This is a genomic window from Pseudomonas sp. Pse35, from assembly GCF_024519715.1.
Taxonomy (GTDB): Bacteria; Pseudomonadota; Gammaproteobacteria; order Pseudomonadales; family Pseudomonadaceae; genus Aquipseudomonas; species Aquipseudomonas paracarnis.
Genome location: NZ_JALJRP010000010.1, coordinates 26,803 through 44,757, shown reverse-complemented (window position 1 = coordinate 44,757; position 17,955 = coordinate 26,803). Strand labels below are relative to the sequence as shown.

Sequence of the window (17,955 nt, the reverse complement as noted above, 5' to 3'; positions counted from 1 at the left end):
CGCGGCTCACATCCCAAGCGTCGGGATCATGAGTTCGCCGCACTCCATCAGTTGGCCAGCGGTGACTTGCAGCTGCGGGGTGGGTTTGGCCGCATAGCCTGCGATGAAGCCGGCACTTAGCAGTGCCATGCAGAGGACGGCTTTTTTCACAAGCATGCGCAGGGTCTCAATCGGTTCAAAAGGGTGAACCACAGATTGTGCGTTCGAGAAAAGGTTCCTGCGTAGCGCAGATGGCGTTCTGCTTTCTGTAGGAGCGAGCTTGCTCGCGAAAAACCTCAACGATAACGCGCGCTCCCTGAATAAGCGCGGCGCCTGTGAGTGTTTCGCGAGCAAGCTCGCTCCTACAAAAGGTATCGTCAGCGAATGAACCTGACGTACACACGTTCAGGGTCGTTATCGTCCAGATTCTCGATCTGCCCGCTGGGAATAAAGCCGGCTTTCGTCAGCAGGGCCTGGGACGCGCCGTTGGAGGCATTGGTCGACGCGAACAGCTTGGGCGTCTTGCAGGCCGCTTCGGCCGCTGCCAGCAGACGAAGGGCGACGCCTTGGCGTTGGTACAGCGGTGAAACCACCACCAGCGCTATAAACCCATGGTTGAAAAAATCGTGGGTGAGCACCAGGTAGCCGGCGCACACGTTAGCGTTGGCGGCTACCAGGCATTGCTGGCGAACCACGGCATCATAGATAAACACACGACGGCTGGCATGCTCGGTTGCGTAGGCATCCAGTGCGACCAAGGCATGCACATCGTCGGGGATGGCTTGGCGGATCAGCCAGTGTGGAGCAGCGGGAGGCAGAAGGTATTCAGCCATGGTCGTGGAGCATCCTCTGTTTAAACATTTGCCCCCACGTGCTTGATGACAGTCCCTTGTGCATTGATGACGCGATGCTATCGCCCGCTAGAGGGCGGCGTTATGGATAGCACAGTTATGGGGCGCGAAGGGGTTACGTTTGTTGGCCTGATTGCAGTCGTTGTTTAGAAATGTTTATGTGTTCCAATGGTTATCTCGACTTGCGCAGGAAGCGCATCGGCCGAGGCCATTCAGTCTTTTAACAGATTCATCCCAAGGAGTAACACCATGCAAGGAAGCACATCGCTCAAGTACCTGGCGTTTTCGTTGATCCCGTTGATGGCCGCCTGTACCACGCCCACACGCCAGTCCGCCGTCCTCCCTGCGCCACCCTTGCAGTTCGATAACTGCGCGGTTGGTTGCCCCACCGGCGGCAGCCCAGTGACGTTGAACCGCCAGGCCTACACGTTGAACAACAACGGTTCGACCAAGTTTGCCAATTGGGTGTCCTACAAGATCACCAAGGCCAGCGCGGCCAGCGGGCGTTCCCGTGACTGGCGCACCGACCCGGATATTCCAGCCGGGGAAACCCTGGACCCGGTGGATTACAACGGCGCCAACGTCGCGCTCAAAATCGACCGTGGGCATCAGGCCAACCTCGCGTCAATGGCGGGGGTGGCCGATTGGCAAACCCTCAACTACCTGTCGAACATCACGCCGCAAAAAGCCGAACTCAACCAGGGGCCGTGGGCGCGCCTGGAAGACCAGGAGCGCACTCTCAGCAAGGAGCCAGGCGTCGATCAGGTGTATGTGGCCACCGGGCCGCTGTATGAGCATTTTGTTGGCTCGTTGCCAGGTACGAACAAAGTGCACACCATCCCCAGCGGCTATTGGAAAATCATCGTGGTCGGCAGTTCGCCGGAAACGGGCCTGTACGCCTCATTCGTGATGAACCAGGAAACCCCCAAGGGCGCAGACTTCTGCGATTACCAGGTCACCGTGGATCACATCGAAGAGCGCTCGGGGCTGACGTTCTGGAGCACCTTGCCGCAAGCGATGCAAGCCACGCTGAAGGCCAGGCAGGGCCAGTTGCCGAGCCGGATCGGCTGTAGCCGAACCTGAGTCTGACGCCTATTCGGCACACACCAACGAGGGCCTGCGGCTGTTGTTCTTGCCCAGGCGCTCATGCGTGGCGACGTCTGTGGCCTGTTCACGCAGTGCTTCTTCGAGCGCGTGCAGATGCTTGGAAAGGATTTTCACCGACCCACTCGGGTTGGCGGGGTCGAAGGGGATCCGGCCATTGGCAATCAGCACCATAGCCAGTTCCCAGGCGCGTTGTGAGTCGTTCATGACAGGGGTTCCTTCTTCAGCGTGATCGATATAGAGCTGTGACCCGCTGGCAACGCCCCGGTATCAACTGGGTTACTGCCGAAATTTCGATCATTTCAACGATTCAGTTGCGCTGAAACCATCATCTTTTTAGATGGTGGTCGAGATGTGTCGAAAGAATGAACCACCGCGGCGCGGTGGTCACCTAATCCGTATGAATCGGTCGTTTCCCATTCAATGATCCGAGGGGCAACCATGGACTCTGTACTGCGGGCTGTGGCGATTTACCTGGTGCTGCTGGTGCTGTTCAAAATTGCCGGCAGGCGCACGCTGGCCGAGCTCACCACCTTTGACCTGGTGTTGTTGATGGTCATCGGCGAAGCCACCCAACAGGCGTTGCTGGGCGAAGATTTCTCGATGACCAACGCCGTGCTGGTCATCGCCACCCTCATTGCCATCGACATTGGCTTCTCGCTGGCCAAGCAGCGTTCAGCCTGGTTCGCACGGGTGCTCGATGGCGGGCCGACGGTGCTGGTCGAGCAAGGCCAGGTGCTGCATAAAAGGCTCAAGCATGCGCGCCTGGACGAGGGCGACATTCTTGAGGCGGCCCGGTCCACCCAAGGGCTTGTCGAACTCAAGCAGATCCGCTTCGCGATTCTTGAGCGCAACGGCAAGATTTCGGTGATCCCGTTTGAATAACACGCGGCCCCATTCGTCAGCCAAGGGGCTATTTTTTGAACGCCAGCGCTTCTGTTCCAGACAGATAGATCATGGGCGGACGAATTCTGCTTTCGTCACGCCGATAACACACACTTGCCAACAGGTGAACGATCATGAAGAAGCTTTATATGTGCGTGGGCCTGTGCAGCGCGTTCCTGCTGCACGGCTGTTTTGACAACGCTGACAACGCCACTAAAGACAACAACAGTGGCACCCAGTCGTCGGTGCAGATGCAGGAAGGCAAGGCGGACGAGAGCAAATAGAGCGGCCTGCCAGCCGCCGCTTATATCATTGATGCTCATTGCCGAATGTGGGAGCTGGCTTGCCTGCGATAGCGGTGGTTCAGTTAACGATGCAGTGACTGACCGTCCGCCTTCGCGGGCAAGCCCGCTCCCACAGTTGATCGCGACCTATCAACGCATATGCAGGATGATCGGGCTACTGCTCGCCGGGTCAGTATGCCCGCGCAACTTGCCTACGGCCTTCGCATCGACCGCGCCGCCGTGGTTGCCCCAGGTACTGCGCACGTAGCTCAGCACGTCGGCGATTTCCGAGTCGGACAATTGCTCACGAAACGCTGGCATGCGGTAGGCGTCCGGCAGCCCGGCGGTGACTACACGTTGTGAGCCATTGAGGGTGATGTTGATCGCGGACGCATTTTCCTTGGCCACGGCCGAGGTGGCGCCGGCCAGGGGCGGCATCCAGTCGGGCTGGCCTTTGCCGTCGAGCCCATGGCAGGAGGCGCAGCGGGTCGCGTAAGTATGGGCGCCGGGAGCATCCTGGCGCGCTGTTGCCGCTTGATACTGCCAGGGGCTGCCGTCACGCTGCGGGTCGCCGGGCAGTGACTTGAGGTAGCGAGCGATTGCGGCCAGGTCATCGTCCTGCATGAACTGCGTGGAGTTGTTGAAGGCTTCGGTCATCGAGCCATAGACCACGGCATGCTGGTTGCGACCGGTCTTGAGGAACTGCACGATCTGTTCCTCACTCCAGCGCCCCAGGCCGGTGTTGTGGTCCTGGCGCAAGCTGGGGGCGTACCAGCCGTCGAGCAGGGCACCGGCCAGGAATGGCGCGCCGGATTCGTCCAGGGCCTTTTCGTTGAACGCCAGCCCCCGTGGCGTGTGGCAACTGCCGCAGTGGCCCGGGCCTTGGACGATATAGGCGCCCCGGTTCCACAGTGCGTCCTGGCCGGGCTTGGCGGCATAGGTCGCGGTCGGTGCAAACACACCGTTCCACAGGGCGATGGGCCAACGCAGGTTGAGCGGCCAGGGAATGTCGCTGGGGATATTAGGCTGGTTGGCCGGTTGCACGCCTTTCATGAAAAATGCGTACAGCGCCTGGATGTCATCGTCGCTGAGCTTCACATAAGACGGGTAGGGCATGGCCGGGTAGAGCCGTCGCCCGCCCGGTGCTACCCCGTGGCGTACGGCGCGGTCGAAGTCGGCCAGGCTATAGGCACCGATGCCATGCTCGCGGTCGGGGGTGATGTTCGTGGCGTGGATCGCCCCCAGCGGAGTGGCCATTTCCAGGCCACCAGCGAATGGCTGCTTGCCGGCCAGGCTGTGGCAGGCCACGCAGTCACTCACTCGCGCGACGTATTCGCCGCGAGTGACCAACGCGGGGTCGAAGCTAGTGGCCTGTTGCTGTTCAAAAGGCGAGGCAGGCTCGCGGGTGACATACCAGGCCAGCAGGCCGGCGGCGACCACGCAGGGCAGCACCAGCCACCCTGCGGTTCTTGCGAATCGGCGGTTATTCATGGGCATTCCCTGTCGGTTAGCTGAAGGTGTAACGGCTCAAAGGCAGACTGCGGATGCGTTGGCCGGTCAGCTGCGCCACGGCATTCGCCACGGCGGGGGCCACAGCCGGCAACGGCGGTTCGCCGATACCGCCCATTTTTTCTCCGCTCTCCACGATCTTCACGTGGACCTGCGCCATACGCGAAGGCGGCAGCACCGGATAAAGGTCGTAGTTGCGCGCCCGTGGCTTGCCATCCACGTACACCGCTTCCTCCAACAAGGTTTGCGACAGGCCCAAGGCCACGGCACCGTTGACCTGCGCCTCTACAATCGCCGGGTTGACGATGCTGCCCGGGTCAATCGCTTCCCAGATGTGATGAACCTTGACCTGGCCGTTCTCGATCGACACCTCGGCCACCACCGCTGCATGGGAGCCAAACGGCGAGGCCATGGCTACGCCGCGTGCACGGCGGGTGCCGTCTTCGGCGGTGTAGGGCCCACGCTTCCAACCGCCAGACAGCTCGGCGGCCGCTTGCAGCAGGGTGGTCAGGCGCGGGTTGTCGCGCAGCAGGTGCAGGCGCAGTTCATAGGGATCATGGCCGCCTTTGTCGGCCAGTTCGTCCAGGAAGGCTTCGTAGAAAAAGTCATTGAGCGAGTTACCCACCGAGCGCCAGTAACCGAGCATAGCCGGACCTTTGACGTAGATCTGCGCAATGCGTTTGTTGGGGATCGCATAGCTCTTGCCCGACAAGCCTTCCAGGGCGGTAGGGTCGATGGCGTCGCCCTGTTTGCCGGCGATGGCTTCGGTGGGGCCTTCGGTGGCGCTGACCGCTTCGATGGCTACGGGCAGGCCTTTGTCATCCAGTGCGGCGCGGAACTTGACCACGGCGACGGGGCGCAATACATCGCGCACGAATTCTTCTTCACGGCTCCAGATCAGCTTGATCGGCCGGCCCACCGCCTTGGCCAACGCAATGGCTTGCGGGTAAGGATTTGCCGAGTCATACAGGAAATGCCGGCCGAAAAAGCCGCCCAGCAACGGTGAGTGCAGGGTGATTTGCTCAGTGCTCAGGCCGGTGCGCTTGGCGATGTCGGCACGGAACATATCCGGCGCCTGGTTAGGCAGCCACACCTCCAGCGTGCCGTCGGGGTTAAAGCGTGCCAGGGCTGAAGGCGGTTCCAGCTGGGCATGGTTGAGGTACTGGTTGTGGTAGGTGGCTTCGACGCGGGTTTTGGCGCTGGCCAGTGCGCCGGCCACATCGCCTTCGTTTTCGTCATCGCGGGCCGGGCCTTGCTGGGCGGCGAGGAAGTCGCGGTACTTGTCGCTGGAAAAATCCGCCGGCATCGCCCGCACGGTGGAGTCGGCGGCGGCTTCAAGCCATTCGACCTGGATGGCTTCGACGGCCCGCTTGGCATGCCACCAACGCTCGGCTACCACGGCCACGGCGCCGGGCAGGGTGTGAACCGAATGCACGCCTTTCATGGCTTGCACCTGCGCCTGGTTGCGCAGGCTGCCCACGGTCATGCCCAGGCGTGGCGCATGCTGGACGGCGGCATGGAGCATGCCGTCGATTTTCAGGTCGATGGTGTACTGCGCCTTGCCGGTGGATTTGTCATAGGCATCCAGGCGCTTGACCGGCTTGCCGATCCAGCGGAACTGGCTCGGGTCGCGCAGGGTGATGCTGGGCGGGTCGGGCACCGGCATATCCAGGGCGACACCTGCCAATTCGCCGTAGCCCAGGGAGCGACCGGAAGCGGCGTGCACCACGCGACCGGGTTGGGTGGTCAGCTCGCTGAGCGGTACGCGCAGTTGCTCGGCGCCGGCTTGCATCAGCATCGCGCGGGCGAGGGCGCCGAGGCGCCGCATGGTCGGGTAGCTCATGCGCACCGACATGCTGCCGCCGGTGATGCGCATGCCATTTTCCATCACCACGTAGGCTTCGCCGGGCGGGGCCGCTTCGACGATGAACGTGGCCGGGTCGGCATCCAATTCTTCACCGACGATCTGCGCCATGGCGGTGTGGGTACCTTGGCCGCCTTCCATGAAGGGGCTGAGCAGGCGCACGCTGCCGTCTGGGCGAATCTCCAGAAAGGCGGGTACCTGGGTTCCACGCTCAGCGGCCGCGCCGGTCGCGGCTTGCACGCGGGAGGTGCCCAGCGGCAAGCCGAAGCCGATCACCAGCGCGCCCACCGCGGTGCTGGCCAGGAAGCGACGACGGGACAGGTTGATCGGTTCGCCCAGGGTCACGCCGGGAATGATCTCGTTGGTGTTCATCAGGCGGTCTCCTTCCCGGCGGCCAAGGCATCCATGGCGGCATGGATCGCGTTGTAGGTGCCGCAACGGCAGAGGTTGACCATCGCCGCGTCGATCTGCGCCTTGGTCGGCGCGGGGGTATGTTTGAGCAGCGCGGTGGCCGCCATCACCTGCCCGGACTGGCAGTAACCGCATTGCGCGACTTGATGTTCGACCCAGGCCGCCACCACACGCTTGCCCACGTCATCGGCCTCCACGGCCTCGATGGTGGTGATCTCGCGACCGACCACGCCGGCCACGGGCGTCACGCAGGCGCGCACCACGTTGCCGTCCACCAGCACCGAACAGGCGCCGCACTGGGCCAGGCCGCAGCCGTATTTGGTGCCGGTCATGCCCAGGTTGTCACGGATCACCCACAATAACGGGGTGTCGGCTTCGGCATCGACCTGATAGGCCTTTTGGTTGATACGTAATTCCATGCGGGCTCACCTGCTGATCATCGGTTGGTGGTGCTGAGTTCTTATAGGAGCGGTGCGACTGGAAGTCGCCCATCGTCGAACTCTAGACCAACGCGCAAGGGCTATCTATCCGATTGCCCTCAAGTTCAGAGGATCAGGCAAGAATTCAACAGGATCGGGTCACTGTCCTCTGTAGGAGCGAGCTTGCTCGCGAAGATCGCCAACGATAACGCGCGCTATCAGGTTTAACGCGGGGTTCTCGGTTTTTTCGCGAGCAAGCTCGCTCCTACAAGAGCCTTCATCAGCAGCCACCAAATTGAAACCCGCCTGACAGCTTTTCCTTCAAATACCCTACCAATACGGTCACCGATTTGGGCACATGGGGCGAGTAGGGCCGAATGAGGTAAATCTCATCGGCAAACGCGCCTTTGAGTGTCCAGTCCTTCAATACCTGCACCACTTTGCCAGCCGCCAGCGCCGCCTGGGCGCTGAAGTCCGGGAGCAGGGCGATGCCCAGGTGGTTGAGTGCGGCGTCGCGCAAGGCTTCGCTGTTATTGGTGGCGAAGCTGCCGGCGATGGGCACGGTGAGGCGCTCGAGGGGTTGGCTGCCGCGTTCGAAGGTCCAGGCGGGCTGGTCGGTGCCGCGTGGGTAAAACAGGCAGTTGTGGGCCGACAGGTCGCCCGGCTCGCGGGGTTCACCGTGGTGTTGCAGGTAATCATGGGTGGCGACCAGTACCGAGTTGGTGTCGCACAGTTTCCACGCCACGTGGGTTTCGGGCACCTGGAAGCCGTGGCGCACCGCCAGGTCGTAACCCTCGGCGGCCAGTGAGCTCAAGGCATCGGAGACGTCCAGTTGAATACGCACCTGGGGGTACTGCTGCAAAAAGCCGGACAGGTGCGGCACCAGTTGTTGCCGGGCGAAGGCCACGGGGGCGGTCAGGCGCACCAGCCCGCGTATTTCCCCGACCGAGTCGCGCACCGAGGAAAAACTGCGGGCGATCTGCGCATAGGCGCTGCGCACTTCGCGGGCCAATGACAGCCCTGCATCGGTCAGCCGCACGCTGCGGGTGGTGCGCGTCACCAGCCGCGTGCCGGTGGCCTTTTCCAGGTCGGAAATGCGCTGGCTCACCGCTGACTTGCTCACCCCCAGGCGCGCGGCGGCGGCGGTGTAGGTGCCTTGTTCCTCCAGCACTGACAGCCAGTGAATGTGGGTCCACAGCCCTTCGATCTCAGCCTTTTCCATGGGTGTATTGTTCGCATATAAGGACAATAAGTTCTGGATTCTGCTCTGGTTCGGAACAAAGTGAAAGCATATCGTGTGGACCAACGCTACCCACCTGGATCGACTGCCATGACTGCAACCATCGAGCACTACATCAACGACCAGCGCGTCAGCCGCGATGACCGTTATCAGGACGTCTACAACCCGGCCACCGGTGAAGTCACCGCCCGTGTGGCCCTGGCCAGCCGCCAGACCGTGGCCGAAGCCGTCGCCGCCGCCCAGGCCGCGTTTGCCGGCTGGGCCGACACCCCGCCGATCCGTCGCGCCCGCGTGTTGTTCGAGTACCTGCATCTGCTGCGCGAACGCAAGGACGACCTGGCGCGCATCATCGTCGCCGAGCACGGCAAGGTGTTCACCGATGCCCAGGGCGAAGTCGACCGTGGCATCGACATTCTCGAATTTGCCTGCGGCATTCCCAACCTGCTCAAGGGCGAACACTCCGACCAGGTCTCCCGTGGCATGGACAACTGGACGATGCGCCAGCCGTTGGGCGTGGTCGCCGGCGTGACGCCGTTCAACTTCCCGGTGATGGTACCGATGTGGATGTACCCCATCGCCATTGCGGCGGGTAACACCTTTATCCTCAAGCCCAGCCCGACTGACCCAAGCGCGTCGCTGTTCATGGCCGAGCTGCTGCATGAAGCCGGCCTGCCCAAAGGTGTGTTCAACGTGGTGCAGGGGGATAAAGAGTCGGTGGACGCGCTGATCGAACACCCGGACGTCAAGGCCGTGAGCTTCGTCGGCTCCACGCCGATTGCCCAGTACATCTACGAGAGCGGCGCCCGCAACGGCAAGCGCGTGCAAGGCCTGGGCGGGGCGAAAAACCATATGGTGGTGATGCCCGACGCCGATATCGAACGCACCGTGGACGCGCTGATGGGCGCCGCCTACGGCAGTGCCGGCGAGCGCTGCATGGCGATCTCGGTGGCGGTGCTGGTAGGCGACGTGGGTGACAAAGTCATTGCCGCCTTGACCGAACGCGCCAAATTGCTGCGCATCACCGATGGCCGCGATCTCAAAGCCGAGATGGGCCCGATCGTGTCGCGGGCCGCGCTGGAACGCATCAGTGGTTACATTGAGCAGGGTGTACAAGCGGGCGCGCAGTTGCTGCTCGATGGCCGTGACTACGTCCCCACCGAACCCGGCCTGGAAAATGGCTTCTGGCTCGGCGCGACCTTGTTCGACCACGTAACCCAGGACATGAGCATCTACCGCGAAGAAATCTTCGGCCCGGTGCTGGCCTGTGTACGGGTCAACGATTTTGCCGAGGCAGTGAAGCTGGTCAACGACCACGAGTTCGGCAACGGCGTCAGCTGCTTCACCCGCGATGGCAACATTGCTCGTGAGTTTGCGCGGCGCATCGAAGTGGGCATGGTCGGTATCAACGTGCCGATCCCGGTGCCCATGGCCTGGCACGGGTTTGGTGGCTGGAAGAAGAGCCTGTTCGGTGACATGCATGCCTACGGCACCGAGGGCGTGCGCTTCTACACCAAGCAGAAGTCGATCATGCAGCGCTGGTCGGAGAGCATCGAGCAGGGTGCGGAGTTTGCGATGCCGGTGTCCAAGTAACGTTCAAGCTGTGCTGCAGGATCTGATGTGGGAAGGCTCAAGCCCTCCCACATTTTTTTTGCCTGTTGACGGTTGAACACATAAAAGTCCAGTATGGAATTATAAGTACAAAATAGCCGCTCCACGTTTTTCTTCACTCTTGCCAAACCAACAACAACTTGCGAGAACCCCTCCATGAAGAAACGCCATCTCCTTCCCGCCCTGGCCCTGAGCCTGTTTGCCGCCAGCCACCTGCTGGCCGCCGAGAAAACCCTGCGTATTGGCATTGAGGCCGCTTACCCACCGTTCGCCTCCAAAACCGGCGACGGCAAGATCGTGGGGTTCGACTACGACATTGGCAACGCCCTGTGTACGCAAATGAAGGTCAAGTGCGTGTGGATCGAAGGGGAGTTCGACGGGCTGATTCCGTCCCTCAAGGTCAAGAAGATCGACATGGCGTTGTCGTCCATGACCATCAACGAAGACCGCAAGAAGTCGGTGGATTTCACCCACAAGTACTACTTCACCTCGTCGCGCCTGGTGATGAAGGACGGCGCCGTGGTGGATGACCAGTACGCCAGCCTCAAGGGCAAGAACGTTGGTGTACAGCGCGCAACGACTACCGACCGGTATGCCACCGAGGTGTTTGAGCCCAAGGGCATCAACGTCAAGCGCTACAGCAATAACGAAGAAATCTACATGGACCTGGCAGCGGGGCGCCTGGATGCGATCTTTGCCGACACCATTCCCCTGAGCGACTTCCTGTCGATGCCGCGCGGGCAGGGTTATGCCTTTGTCGGCCCGGAGCTCAAAGACCCGAAATACGTGGGTGAGGGGGCCGGCATCGCAGTACGCAAGGGTAATGGCGAGTTGGTCAGCGAATTGAATGCGGCCATCGACGGCATTCGCGCCAGCGGCGAATACCAGAAGATTTCACAGCAGTACTTCAAGGCCGATATCTACGGCGACTGATTCTAGCGGATCGAACTCTTGTAGGAGCGAGCTTGCTCGCGAAGAACTCTCAGGCACCGCGTTTACCCAGAATGCACGCGTTATCGTTAAAGTTCTTCGCGAGCAAGCTCGCTCCTACAACTGATCAGGCCTTCAATTCCTTCAAATGCTTGTAGACCGTCGCCCGCCCCATGCCCAGCACATTGGCCACATAGTTGGAGGCGCTCTTGCCCTTGAAGGCTCCCTCAGCATGCAGCGCCAGCACCAGTTCGCGTTTGTGGTCGCGGGTCAACAGGTTCAGGCTCAACTGACGCTCGCGCAGCCAGGCATGCAGGAAGGTGTTGATGCGTTCCTGCCAGTCATCGCGAAACAGCGCGTCTGGCTGTGCGATCAGCTTGCTTGGCGACAGGAATAAATCCAGCGCCGCCTTGGCCGTTTCGAACATTGAAATATTCAGGTTGATGCACAATACAGCCAGCCGGTGACCTTTGTGGTCGTGCAGCACAGTGCTCAGGCTGCGGATTTTCTGGCCGTCCCAGTTGAGCTTTTCGTAAGGGCCGATATTCACCTCGCTGACGTCGCCGTCGAGCATGTCCTCCAGGGACGAGTCGTCACCCAGGCTGCGTTTGGACAGGTTATTGGCGATGTAATCCACGGTTTGCGTGCGCAGGTCATGCAGCACCACTTCTGCATGGGGAAAGAACAACGTAGCGATTGCATCGGCAATCGCGCGAAAGTTCTGCATGACCTTGTCTTGTTCAGCGGTGTTCATCAATGGGGCTCCAGGCGGACCGGTGAGAGCATACCAGCGTCCAGGCCGAACCGGGTCAGTGCCTCCGGCAGCGGTTCGCCGCGCACCAGAGCGGCGCTTGCCTGGCCCATGGCGGGTGAGGTCTGGATACCATAGCCGCCTTGCGCTGCCACCCAGAACAGCCCCGGTACTTGCGGGTCAAAGCCCGACAGCAAATCACCGTCCTGCACAAAACTGCGCAGCCCGGCCCAGGTGCGCGTGGGGCGGCGGATGGTCAGGGTGGTGGCTTCCTCGATCTGGTAGATGCCCATGGCGATGTCCAGCTCTTCGGGTTGCACATCCTGGGGTTCTACCGGGTCGGCGTTGGCCGGTGAGCCGAGGAACATGCCGGCATCCGGTTTCATGTAGAACGCTTCGTCGAGGGCTACCAGCATCGGCCAGTCGTGGCTGTCCATGCCCTCGGGGCCGGCAAAGACAAAGGCCGAGCGGCGCTTGGGCTGCAAGCCGATGGACGCTGCGCCCGCCAGCCCGCCGATATGGTCGGCCCAGGCACCGGCGGCGTTGATGATGACCGGCGCGGTGAAGGTCGCATCCTGGGTGCGCACCTGCCACAGGCCGTCGGCGTCGCGGCTCAAGCCCAGCACATGGCTGTCGGTGCGCACTTCGCCCTGGTTGCGGCGGATACCGCGCAGGTAGCCTTGATGCAGGGCGTCGGTGTCGATGTCGCAGGCGGTAGGGGCGTAGATTGCCCCGTGGACTTTTTCACGGCGCAGGATCGGCAAGCGTGCACAGGCTTCATCGACCGTCAGGCGCTGTACCTGCTCTACGGTGGCCTTGGCGCTCAGGTACTGGCTGTCGAGTTCGGCCGGGTCACCGTTGAAATCAACGGTCATTTCGCCCCGGGGCGTCAGCAGGGGATGTTCGCAGAAGCCTGCGGGTGGTTGGTCGAAGAAGGCCCGGCTGGCCAAGGTCAGCGCGCGTACTTGCGGGGTGCCGTACGCGGCGGTGTAGAGCGCTGCCGAACGCCCGGTGGAGTGATAGGCCGGATGGTTTTCACGCTCCAGCACCAGGACCTTGCCGTGCTGCGACAACCAGAACCCGGTGGACGCGCCGGCAATGCCGCCGCCGATAATGATGAAGTCTGCCTGGCTCATGGAGATCTCCTGAAATAAGCATTGTAGGCGCGTGCGTGCTCGCGAAAAACGTTGACGATAACGCGCCGATTCTGTGTGACCGCAGTGCCTGTGAGGTCTTGGCGAGCAAGCTCGCTCCTACAGTCGATACAGGGCATTGGCCAGGGCGATGTCTTCCAGGCCCAGGCCGATGGAGCGGAAAAAGACGTGACGATCGTAGTCGGGGCGCTGGGCCATGTCGCTGAACAACTCGGGCAGGTCGCCGACAATCGTGCGTTTGTCCCAGTCGTGCTGCTCGCTGGCGATCAGCATCTCACCGGCCGAATCCGGAGTGGTCTGGCGGTAGTCGCAGAACACGTGCATCTGCTTGAGGCAATGTGGCGGTACTTCATGGGCACGTGGCGCATTGGTGCTGATGGAGGTAATCAGCGCGGGTTTGCTCAGGCGCGAGGGGTCGATGACCGGCCCGGCGGACGAGGTGCACAGCAGGATCACATCCGCGTCTTCCAGGGCGGCCTCACAACTTGCGACGAGGCTCAGGCGCGGGTCCAGGCTGGCCAACTGCGCACGCGTTTCGGCGCTGGCGCTGCCCAGGCTTGGCGAGTACAGGCGGATCTGCTGCCAGTCGCGCAGGTTCTGCACATAACGCAGGTGCGCCTGGGCGACCTTGCCGCTGCCGATGATCGCCAGGCGTTGCGCCGCCGCGGGCGCCAGCGCATCCACTGCCAAAGCCGTGGCGGCGGCGGTGCGTGCAGTGGTCAATTCAGCGGCATCGCACAACAGCAATGGCTGGCCGCTGTGCATCGACATCAATAAGGTCCAGGCCGTCACCAAAGGGCCCTGATCACGCACGATATAGGGGGAGGTCTTGACCCCGTACACGCCGTCTCCGGCCAGTACGCCCAGGTAGTTGATGAAATCCCCGGCGCCTTGGGGAAATTCCACCAGCTGTTGCGCCGGCTGTACCGCTTGCCCGGCGGCGAGGTCGCGGAACAGTTTGCGCAGGATCGCGGGTACATCGACTTGAGCCAATAAAGTACGGGCCTGGGCCTGGTCGATGAGGAGGGGCGTCGTGGACATGGGGTTCTCCGGATAAACTAATTTGTCCATTATGGACTTTTAGTTTTTATCCGCAATAACCTGAGGGAAAAATGAGATCAATGGGGGGGAGCCATGAAGATCAAATGTGGGAGCTGGTGTTCTGGCGGACGAGTTATCGCCTGCCCGAGCGAGTACTCACATCCACCCACACCGCCAGCACCAGAATGCTGCCCTTCACAATCATCTGCCAGTAGCTGTCCACATCGAGCATCGACATGCCGTTGTCCAAACTTGTAATCACCAACGCGCCAAGCAACGCGCCATAGACGGTGCCCGAGCCGCCGCGCATCGATGTGCCGCCGATAAAACAGGCCGCGATGGCATCGAGTTCACCCATGTTGCCCGCCGAGGGTGAACCCGCAGCAAGGCGGGCGGTGTTGACCAGGCCGGCCAGCGCGCACATCACCCCCATGATGCCGAAGATCCACAGTTTCACCGCTTGCACGTTGATGCCGGATAGCCGTGTGGCTTCCATATTGCTGCCTACCGCATACACGCGGCGGCCGAATACGGTCTGGCTGGTGACGTAGCTGAATACGCCGAGCAGCACCAGCAACAGCAGAACCGGCACGGGGATACCGTCGTAGCTGTTGAGGGTGGTGACGAACCCGGCGAGCACCGCGCCGATCAATACCACACGTAACACGTCGCGCACCAAAGCGTGCGCGGCCAAGCCATGCAGTGCGCGGTTGCGCCGCTGCTTCCAGGTCAGGAACAGCGTCAGTGCGAACAGCAGTACGCCAAGCCCAGCGCCCACACTGTGGGGCAAATACCCCTGGCCCACATACACCAGCGACGGCGACACCGGCGCAATGGTGGTGCCGCCGGTAATCCCCAGCAGAATCCCGCGAAACGCCAACATTCCGCCCAGGCCGACGATGAACGAGGGGATGCGCAGGTAAGCGGTCATGTAGCCGTTGGCCAGGCCGATCATCAAGCCGCACAGCGCCACCAGGCTCAGGTTGGCCAATAGCGGCACGTGATAGACCACATCCAGAATCGCCGCCAGCCCGCCCAACAGTCCGAGCAACGAGCCCACCGACAAGTCGATCTCGCCGCTGATAATCACCAGCACCATGCCGCAGGCCAATATCCCGGTGATCGACATCTGCCGCAGCAGGTTGGAGAGGTTGCGCGGGGTGAGAAAACCGCCCTCGGTCTGCCAACTAAAAAACAACCAGATGAACGCCACGGCGATCACCAGCGCGAGCATCTTGTAGCGGGTAAAAAGGTGTTTGACCTGATTCATCTACGCGGTCTTCCGATCATTAGGGTTATGGCTGAGCGCGGCGGCGAGCACCTGTTCCTGGGTGAGCCCTTCATTGATGAAATCCCCCCGCAACTGGCCCTCGCCAATCACCAGCACGCGGTTGGACACGCCGAGCACTTCGGCCAGTTCCGAGGAGACCATGATGATCGACACGCCTTCGGCGGCCAGCGCACCCATCAGTTTGTAGATCTCGTACTTGGCGCCCACGTCCACTCCGCGTGTGGGTTCGTCGAGGATCAGCACCTTGGGCTGGGTCATCAGCATTTTCGCCAGCACGGCCTTTTGCTGGTTGCCGCCTGAGAGGCTGGTGATCGGCAGCGACGGGCTGGCGGTCTTGAGGTGCATGCGGCTGATCTGCTGGTCGATGCTGCCCAGTTCGGCCTCAGCGTCGATGCGGGTCATGTGCGCGTAGGTGTCGAGCACCGCCAGGGTAATGTTCTGGCCTACCCCCAGGTCGGGAATGATGCCTTGGCGCTTGCGGTCTTCGGGCACCATGCACAGCCCGGCGCGGATCGACTTGAGCGGCGTGCGCGTGTCGATCACCTGACCCTCCAGCCACACCTCGGCGCTGTAGCGCCCGGGGTAGGCACCGAACAACGCCGACACCAACTCCGTGCGCCCGGCCCCCACCAAGCCGGCGATGCCAAGGATTTCACCGCGCCTGAGCACGAAGGAGATGTCATCGACGCGCTTGCGCTTGGGGTTGTCGACGTCGTAGCAGGTGACGTTACGCGCTTCGAAGATCACCTCGCCCACTTCATGGTGCTCGATGGGGAAGAGGTTGCTCATTTCGCGGCCGACCATCTGCGTGATGATCCGGGGGATGTCCATGTCTGCCATGGCGGTGGTTGCGATGTGCTTGCCGTCGCGAATCACCGCAATGGTGTCGCACACCGTCGCCACTTCATCGAGCTTGTGGGAGATGTACACGCAGGCCACGCCCTTGGCCTTCAGGCCCTTGATAATGTCCAGCAACACCTCGATTTCGCCACGGGTCAAGGCCGAGGAGGGCTCGTCAAGAATCAACAGGCGCGCCTGTTTGTTCAAGGCCTTGGCGATCTCCACCAGTTGCTGGTAGCCGCCGCCGTACTGCGCCACCGGCAGCGCCACATTCATGTCTGGCACCTTGAGTTCACGCATCAACGCCTCGGCGCGGTGCAACATCGCCGGGTAGTTCATGCGCCCACCGGGCAGGGTCAGTTCGTGGCCCATGAAAATGTTCTCGGCCACCGACAGGTCGGGCACCAGGGTCAGTTCCTGATGAATGATAACAATCCCGGCGGCCTCGGTTTCGCGGATGGACTGGGCCTTGAGCGGCTGCCCATCCCAGAGGATTTCCCCCTCCCAGGTGCCGTGCGGGTACACCGCCGACAGCACCTTCATCAAGGTGGATTTACCCGCCCCGTTTTCACCGCACAGGCCCACGCATTCCCCAGGCTTGACCTTGATGTCTATGCCGTTGAGAGCGTTGACACCGCCAAAGCTTTTGACGATGCCGTTCATTTGCAGCAGGTAATCGGCGGCCACGGTCATTGCCCGGCGATCTGCTCTTTGGTGTAGAAACCGTCCTTTTCCAACAGGTCGATGTTGGCTTTGGTCAACGGCGTCGGCGTAAGCAGGATGGTATCCACCTTCTTGCTGCCATTGTCATACTGCGAGCTGTAGGTCGGCTGTTCGCTGCGTGCCAGTTGCACCGAAAGCTTGGCCGCTTCGGTGGCGATCAGCTTGAGCGGTTTGTACACGGTCATGGTCTGGGTGCCATCGATCACGCGCTTGATCGCTGCGAGGTCAGCGTCCTGGCCGGAGATTGGCACCTTGCCCGCCAGCTTCTGCGCAGCCAGGGCCTGGATCGCACCGCCGGCGGTGGCGTCGTTGGAGGCGACGATGGCGTCGATCTTGTTGTCGTTACGGGTCAGGGCGTTTTCGACAATGCTCAAGGCTTCGGTGGGGTTCCATTCCTTGACCCATTGCTGGCCGACGATCTTGATATCGCCTTTGTCGATGGCCGGTTGCAGTACCTTCATCTGACCTTCGCGCAGTACCTTGGCGTTGTTGTCCGTCGGCGCGCCGCCGAGCAGGAAGTAATTGCCCTTGGGCGCCGCTTGCAACACGCCGCTGGCCTGCATCTCGCCGACTTTTTCGTTATCGAAGGAAATATAGGCGTCGATGTCGGCGTTGAGAATCAGGCGATCATAGGACACCACCTTGATCCCGGCCTTCTTGGCTTCGGCCACCGCGTTGGTCAGCACCGTGGCGTTGAACGGCACAATCACGATCACATCGACGCCCCGGGAGATGAGGTTTTCGATCTGGGCAATCTGCTTCTGTTCGTTGGCATCGGCAGACTGCACGAAGACCTTGGCGTCGAGCTTTTCCGCAGCGGCAACAAAGTAATCACGGTCGCGGGACCAGCGCTCCAGGCGCAGGTCGTCGATGGAAAAACCGATTTTCGGGTGCGCAGGGTCGGCCATCACCGGCAGGGCGAGCAGCGCCACGGCTGCGGCGAGCAGGGCAGGTTTGAATGACTTCATGGTGGTGCGTCCTTTTATTGTTGTTGGAAAGACACTAGGTGAAGATCCTCTTTGTGGCGAGTGAGCTTGCTCCCGCTGGAGTGCGTAGCACTCCCATTTTTTG

Annotated in this window: 18 protein-coding genes; 5 read left to right on the top strand and 13 right to left on the bottom strand. The window is 61.6% G+C overall.

Annotation, left to right across the window (positions count from 1 at the left end; genetic code table 11):
• Window positions 1–6: 6 nt before the first annotated feature.
• Both OC445_RS11290 and OC445_RS11285 read right to left on the bottom strand, forming a co-directional pair.
• Window positions 7–156: a hypothetical protein gene (locus OC445_RS11290; RefSeq protein ID WP_262020159.1), complete on the bottom strand. Its 150-nt coding sequence runs from the start codon at window positions 154–156 to the stop codon at window positions 7–9.
• Window positions 157–356: 200 nt separating this feature from the next.
• On the bottom strand, window positions 357–812 hold the full coding sequence (locus OC445_RS11285; protein WP_034127108.1) for a GNAT family N-acetyltransferase: 456 nt from the start codon (window positions 810–812) through the stop codon (window positions 357–359).
• 267 nt (window positions 813–1,079) lie between these two features.
• On the opposite strand from OC445_RS11285, the gene OC445_RS11280 reads away from it, so the two are divergent.
• Complete coding sequence (locus tag OC445_RS11280) at window positions 1,080–1,913, top strand: DNA/RNA non-specific endonuclease (RefSeq protein WP_198791170.1); 834 nt, start codon at window positions 1,080–1,082, stop codon at window positions 1,911–1,913.
• Window positions 1,914–1,922: 9 nt separating this feature from the next.
• Here OC445_RS11280 and OC445_RS11275 read toward each other — a convergent pair whose 3' ends face one another.
• Window positions 1,923–2,141 (bottom strand): hypothetical protein, encoded by a 219-nt coding sequence (locus OC445_RS11275; RefSeq protein ID WP_198791171.1) that lies wholly within the window; start codon window positions 2,139–2,141, stop codon window positions 1,923–1,925.
• A gap of 234 nt (window positions 2,142–2,375) precedes the next feature.
• On the opposite strand from OC445_RS11275, the gene OC445_RS11270 reads away from it, so the two are divergent.
• Window positions 2,376–2,819: a DUF421 domain-containing protein gene (locus OC445_RS11270; RefSeq protein WP_198791172.1), complete on the top strand. Its 444-nt coding sequence runs from the start codon at window positions 2,376–2,378 to the stop codon at window positions 2,817–2,819.
• A gap of 134 nt (window positions 2,820–2,953) precedes the next feature.
• Complete coding sequence (locus tag OC445_RS11265; RefSeq protein ID WP_019821498.1) at window positions 2,954–3,103, top strand: hypothetical protein; 150 nt, start codon at window positions 2,954–2,956, stop codon at window positions 3,101–3,103.
• Window positions 3,104–3,253: 150 nt separating this feature from the next.
• Here OC445_RS11265 and OC445_RS11260 read toward each other — a convergent pair whose 3' ends face one another.
• From OC445_RS11260 to OC445_RS11245, 4 genes are all read right to left on the bottom strand, one after another.
• Window positions 3,254–4,594, bottom strand: coding sequence for a c-type cytochrome (locus tag OC445_RS11260; protein ID WP_198791173.1), 1,341 nt, complete (start codon window positions 4,592–4,594; stop codon window positions 3,254–3,256).
• Window positions 4,595–4,610: 16 nt separating this feature from the next.
• Complete coding sequence (locus tag OC445_RS11255) at window positions 4,611–6,848, bottom strand: xanthine dehydrogenase family protein molybdopterin-binding subunit (RefSeq protein WP_262020158.1); 2,238 nt, start codon at window positions 6,846–6,848, stop codon at window positions 4,611–4,613.
• On the bottom strand, window positions 6,848–7,306 hold the full coding sequence (locus OC445_RS11250) for a (2Fe-2S)-binding protein (RefSeq protein WP_014718046.1): 459 nt from the start codon (window positions 7,304–7,306) through the stop codon (window positions 6,848–6,850). Before OC445_RS11250 ends, OC445_RS11255 begins: the two co-directional genes overlap by 1 nt.
• Window positions 7,307–7,586: 280 nt before the next feature.
• Window positions 7,587–8,528 (bottom strand): LysR family transcriptional regulator, encoded by a 942-nt coding sequence (locus OC445_RS11245; protein ID WP_057978049.1) that lies wholly within the window; start codon window positions 8,526–8,528, stop codon window positions 7,587–7,589.
• A 108-nt stretch (window positions 8,529–8,636) separates the two neighbouring features.
• On the opposite strand from OC445_RS11245, the gene OC445_RS11240 reads away from it, so the two are divergent.
• Window positions 8,637–10,136 carry a CoA-acylating methylmalonate-semialdehyde dehydrogenase gene (locus OC445_RS11240; RefSeq protein WP_034127123.1) on the top strand — a complete coding sequence of 500 codons (1,500 nt, stop codon included), beginning with the start codon at window positions 8,637–8,639 and terminating at the stop codon, window positions 10,134–10,136.
• Between the two features lie 174 nt (window positions 10,137–10,310).
• Window positions 10,311–11,087: an ABC transporter substrate-binding protein gene (locus OC445_RS11235; RefSeq protein WP_057978047.1), complete on the top strand. Its 777-nt coding sequence runs from the start codon at window positions 10,311–10,313 to the stop codon at window positions 11,085–11,087.
• A gap of 124 nt (window positions 11,088–11,211) precedes the next feature.
• Here the strand turns inward: OC445_RS11235 and OC445_RS11230 are convergent, their stop codons facing one another.
• The 6 genes from OC445_RS11230 to xylF form a co-directional block, all read right to left on the bottom strand.
• Window positions 11,212–11,838 (bottom strand): transcriptional regulator, encoded by a 627-nt coding sequence (locus OC445_RS11230; protein WP_057978045.1) that lies wholly within the window; start codon window positions 11,836–11,838, stop codon window positions 11,212–11,214.
• Entirely contained in the window at window positions 11,838–12,971 is a 1,134-nt protein-coding gene (locus tag OC445_RS11225) for an NAD(P)/FAD-dependent oxidoreductase (protein ID WP_262020157.1), read from the bottom strand. Before OC445_RS11225 ends, OC445_RS11230 begins: the two co-directional genes overlap by 1 nt.
• A gap of 117 nt (window positions 12,972–13,088) precedes the next feature.
• Window positions 13,089–14,030: an ornithine cyclodeaminase family protein gene (locus tag OC445_RS11220; RefSeq protein WP_262020156.1), complete on the bottom strand. Its 942-nt coding sequence runs from the start codon at window positions 14,028–14,030 to the stop codon at window positions 13,089–13,091.
• A gap of 133 nt (window positions 14,031–14,163) precedes the next feature.
• Window positions 14,164–15,300 (bottom strand): sugar ABC transporter permease, encoded by a 1,137-nt coding sequence (locus tag OC445_RS11215; RefSeq protein WP_106118377.1) that lies wholly within the window; start codon window positions 15,298–15,300, stop codon window positions 14,164–14,166.
• The gene (gene xylG / locus OC445_RS11210; RefSeq protein WP_198791177.1) at window positions 15,301–16,854 is read right to left on the bottom strand and encodes a D-xylose ABC transporter ATP-binding protein; all 1,554 of its coding nucleotides are present in this window, start codon (window positions 16,852–16,854) and stop codon (window positions 15,301–15,303) included.
• The gene (gene xylF / locus OC445_RS11205; protein WP_034127130.1) at window positions 16,851–17,852 is read right to left on the bottom strand and encodes a D-xylose ABC transporter substrate-binding protein; all 1,002 of its coding nucleotides are present in this window, start codon (window positions 17,850–17,852) and stop codon (window positions 16,851–16,853) included. Before xylF ends, xylG begins: the two co-directional genes overlap by 4 nt.
• Window positions 17,853–17,955: the final 103 nt, after the last annotated feature.

What these genes read in the sequence shown, in the direction of transcription:
- OC445_RS11290 (WP_262020159.1), bottom strand. Translation starts at nt 156, where the DNA reads ATGCTTGTGAAAAAAGCCGTCCTCTGCATGGCACTGCTAAGTGCCGGC.
- OC445_RS11285 (WP_034127108.1), bottom strand. Translation starts at nt 812, where the DNA reads ATGGCTGAATACCTTCTGCCTCCCGCTGCTCCACACTGGCTGATCCGC.
- OC445_RS11280 (WP_198791170.1), top strand. Translation starts at nt 1,080, where the DNA reads ATGCAAGGAAGCACATCGCTCAAGTACCTGGCGTTTTCGTTGATCCCG.
- OC445_RS11275 (WP_198791171.1), bottom strand. Translation starts at nt 2,141, where the DNA reads ATGAACGACTCACAACGCGCCTGGGAACTGGCTATGGTGCTGATTGCC.
- OC445_RS11270 (WP_198791172.1), top strand. Translation starts at nt 2,376, where the DNA reads ATGGACTCTGTACTGCGGGCTGTGGCGATTTACCTGGTGCTGCTGGTG.
- OC445_RS11265 (WP_019821498.1), top strand. Translation starts at nt 2,954, where the DNA reads ATGAAGAAGCTTTATATGTGCGTGGGCCTGTGCAGCGCGTTCCTGCTG.
- OC445_RS11260 (WP_198791173.1), bottom strand. Translation starts at nt 4,594, where the DNA reads ATGAATAACCGCCGATTCGCAAGAACCGCAGGGTGGCTGGTGCTGCCC.
- OC445_RS11255 (WP_262020158.1), bottom strand. Translation starts at nt 6,848, where the DNA reads ATGAACACCAACGAGATCATTCCCGGCGTGACCCTGGGCGAACCGATC.
- OC445_RS11250 (WP_014718046.1), bottom strand. Translation starts at nt 7,306, where the DNA reads ATGGAATTACGTATCAACCAAAAGGCCTATCAGGTCGATGCCGAAGCC.
- OC445_RS11245 (WP_057978049.1), bottom strand. Translation starts at nt 8,528, where the DNA reads ATGGAAAAGGCTGAGATCGAAGGGCTGTGGACCCACATTCACTGGCTG.
- OC445_RS11240 (WP_034127123.1), top strand. Translation starts at nt 8,637, where the DNA reads ATGACTGCAACCATCGAGCACTACATCAACGACCAGCGCGTCAGCCGC.
- OC445_RS11235 (WP_057978047.1), top strand. Translation starts at nt 10,311, where the DNA reads ATGAAGAAACGCCATCTCCTTCCCGCCCTGGCCCTGAGCCTGTTTGCC.
- OC445_RS11230 (WP_057978045.1), bottom strand. Translation starts at nt 11,838, where the DNA reads ATGAACACCGCTGAACAAGACAAGGTCATGCAGAACTTTCGCGCGATT.
- OC445_RS11225 (WP_262020157.1), bottom strand. Translation starts at nt 12,971, where the DNA reads ATGAGCCAGGCAGACTTCATCATTATCGGCGGCGGCATTGCCGGCGCG.
- OC445_RS11220 (WP_262020156.1), bottom strand. Translation starts at nt 14,030, where the DNA reads ATGTCCACGACGCCCCTCCTCATCGACCAGGCCCAGGCCCGTACTTTA.
- OC445_RS11215 (WP_106118377.1), bottom strand. Translation starts at nt 15,300, where the DNA reads ATGAATCAGGTCAAACACCTTTTTACCCGCTACAAGATGCTCGCGCTG.
- xylG (WP_198791177.1), bottom strand. Translation starts at nt 16,854, where the DNA reads ATGACCGTGGCCGCCGATTACCTGCTGCAAATGAACGGCATCGTCAAA.
- xylF (WP_034127130.1), bottom strand. Translation starts at nt 17,852, where the DNA reads ATGAAGTCATTCAAACCTGCCCTGCTCGCCGCAGCCGTGGCGCTGCTC.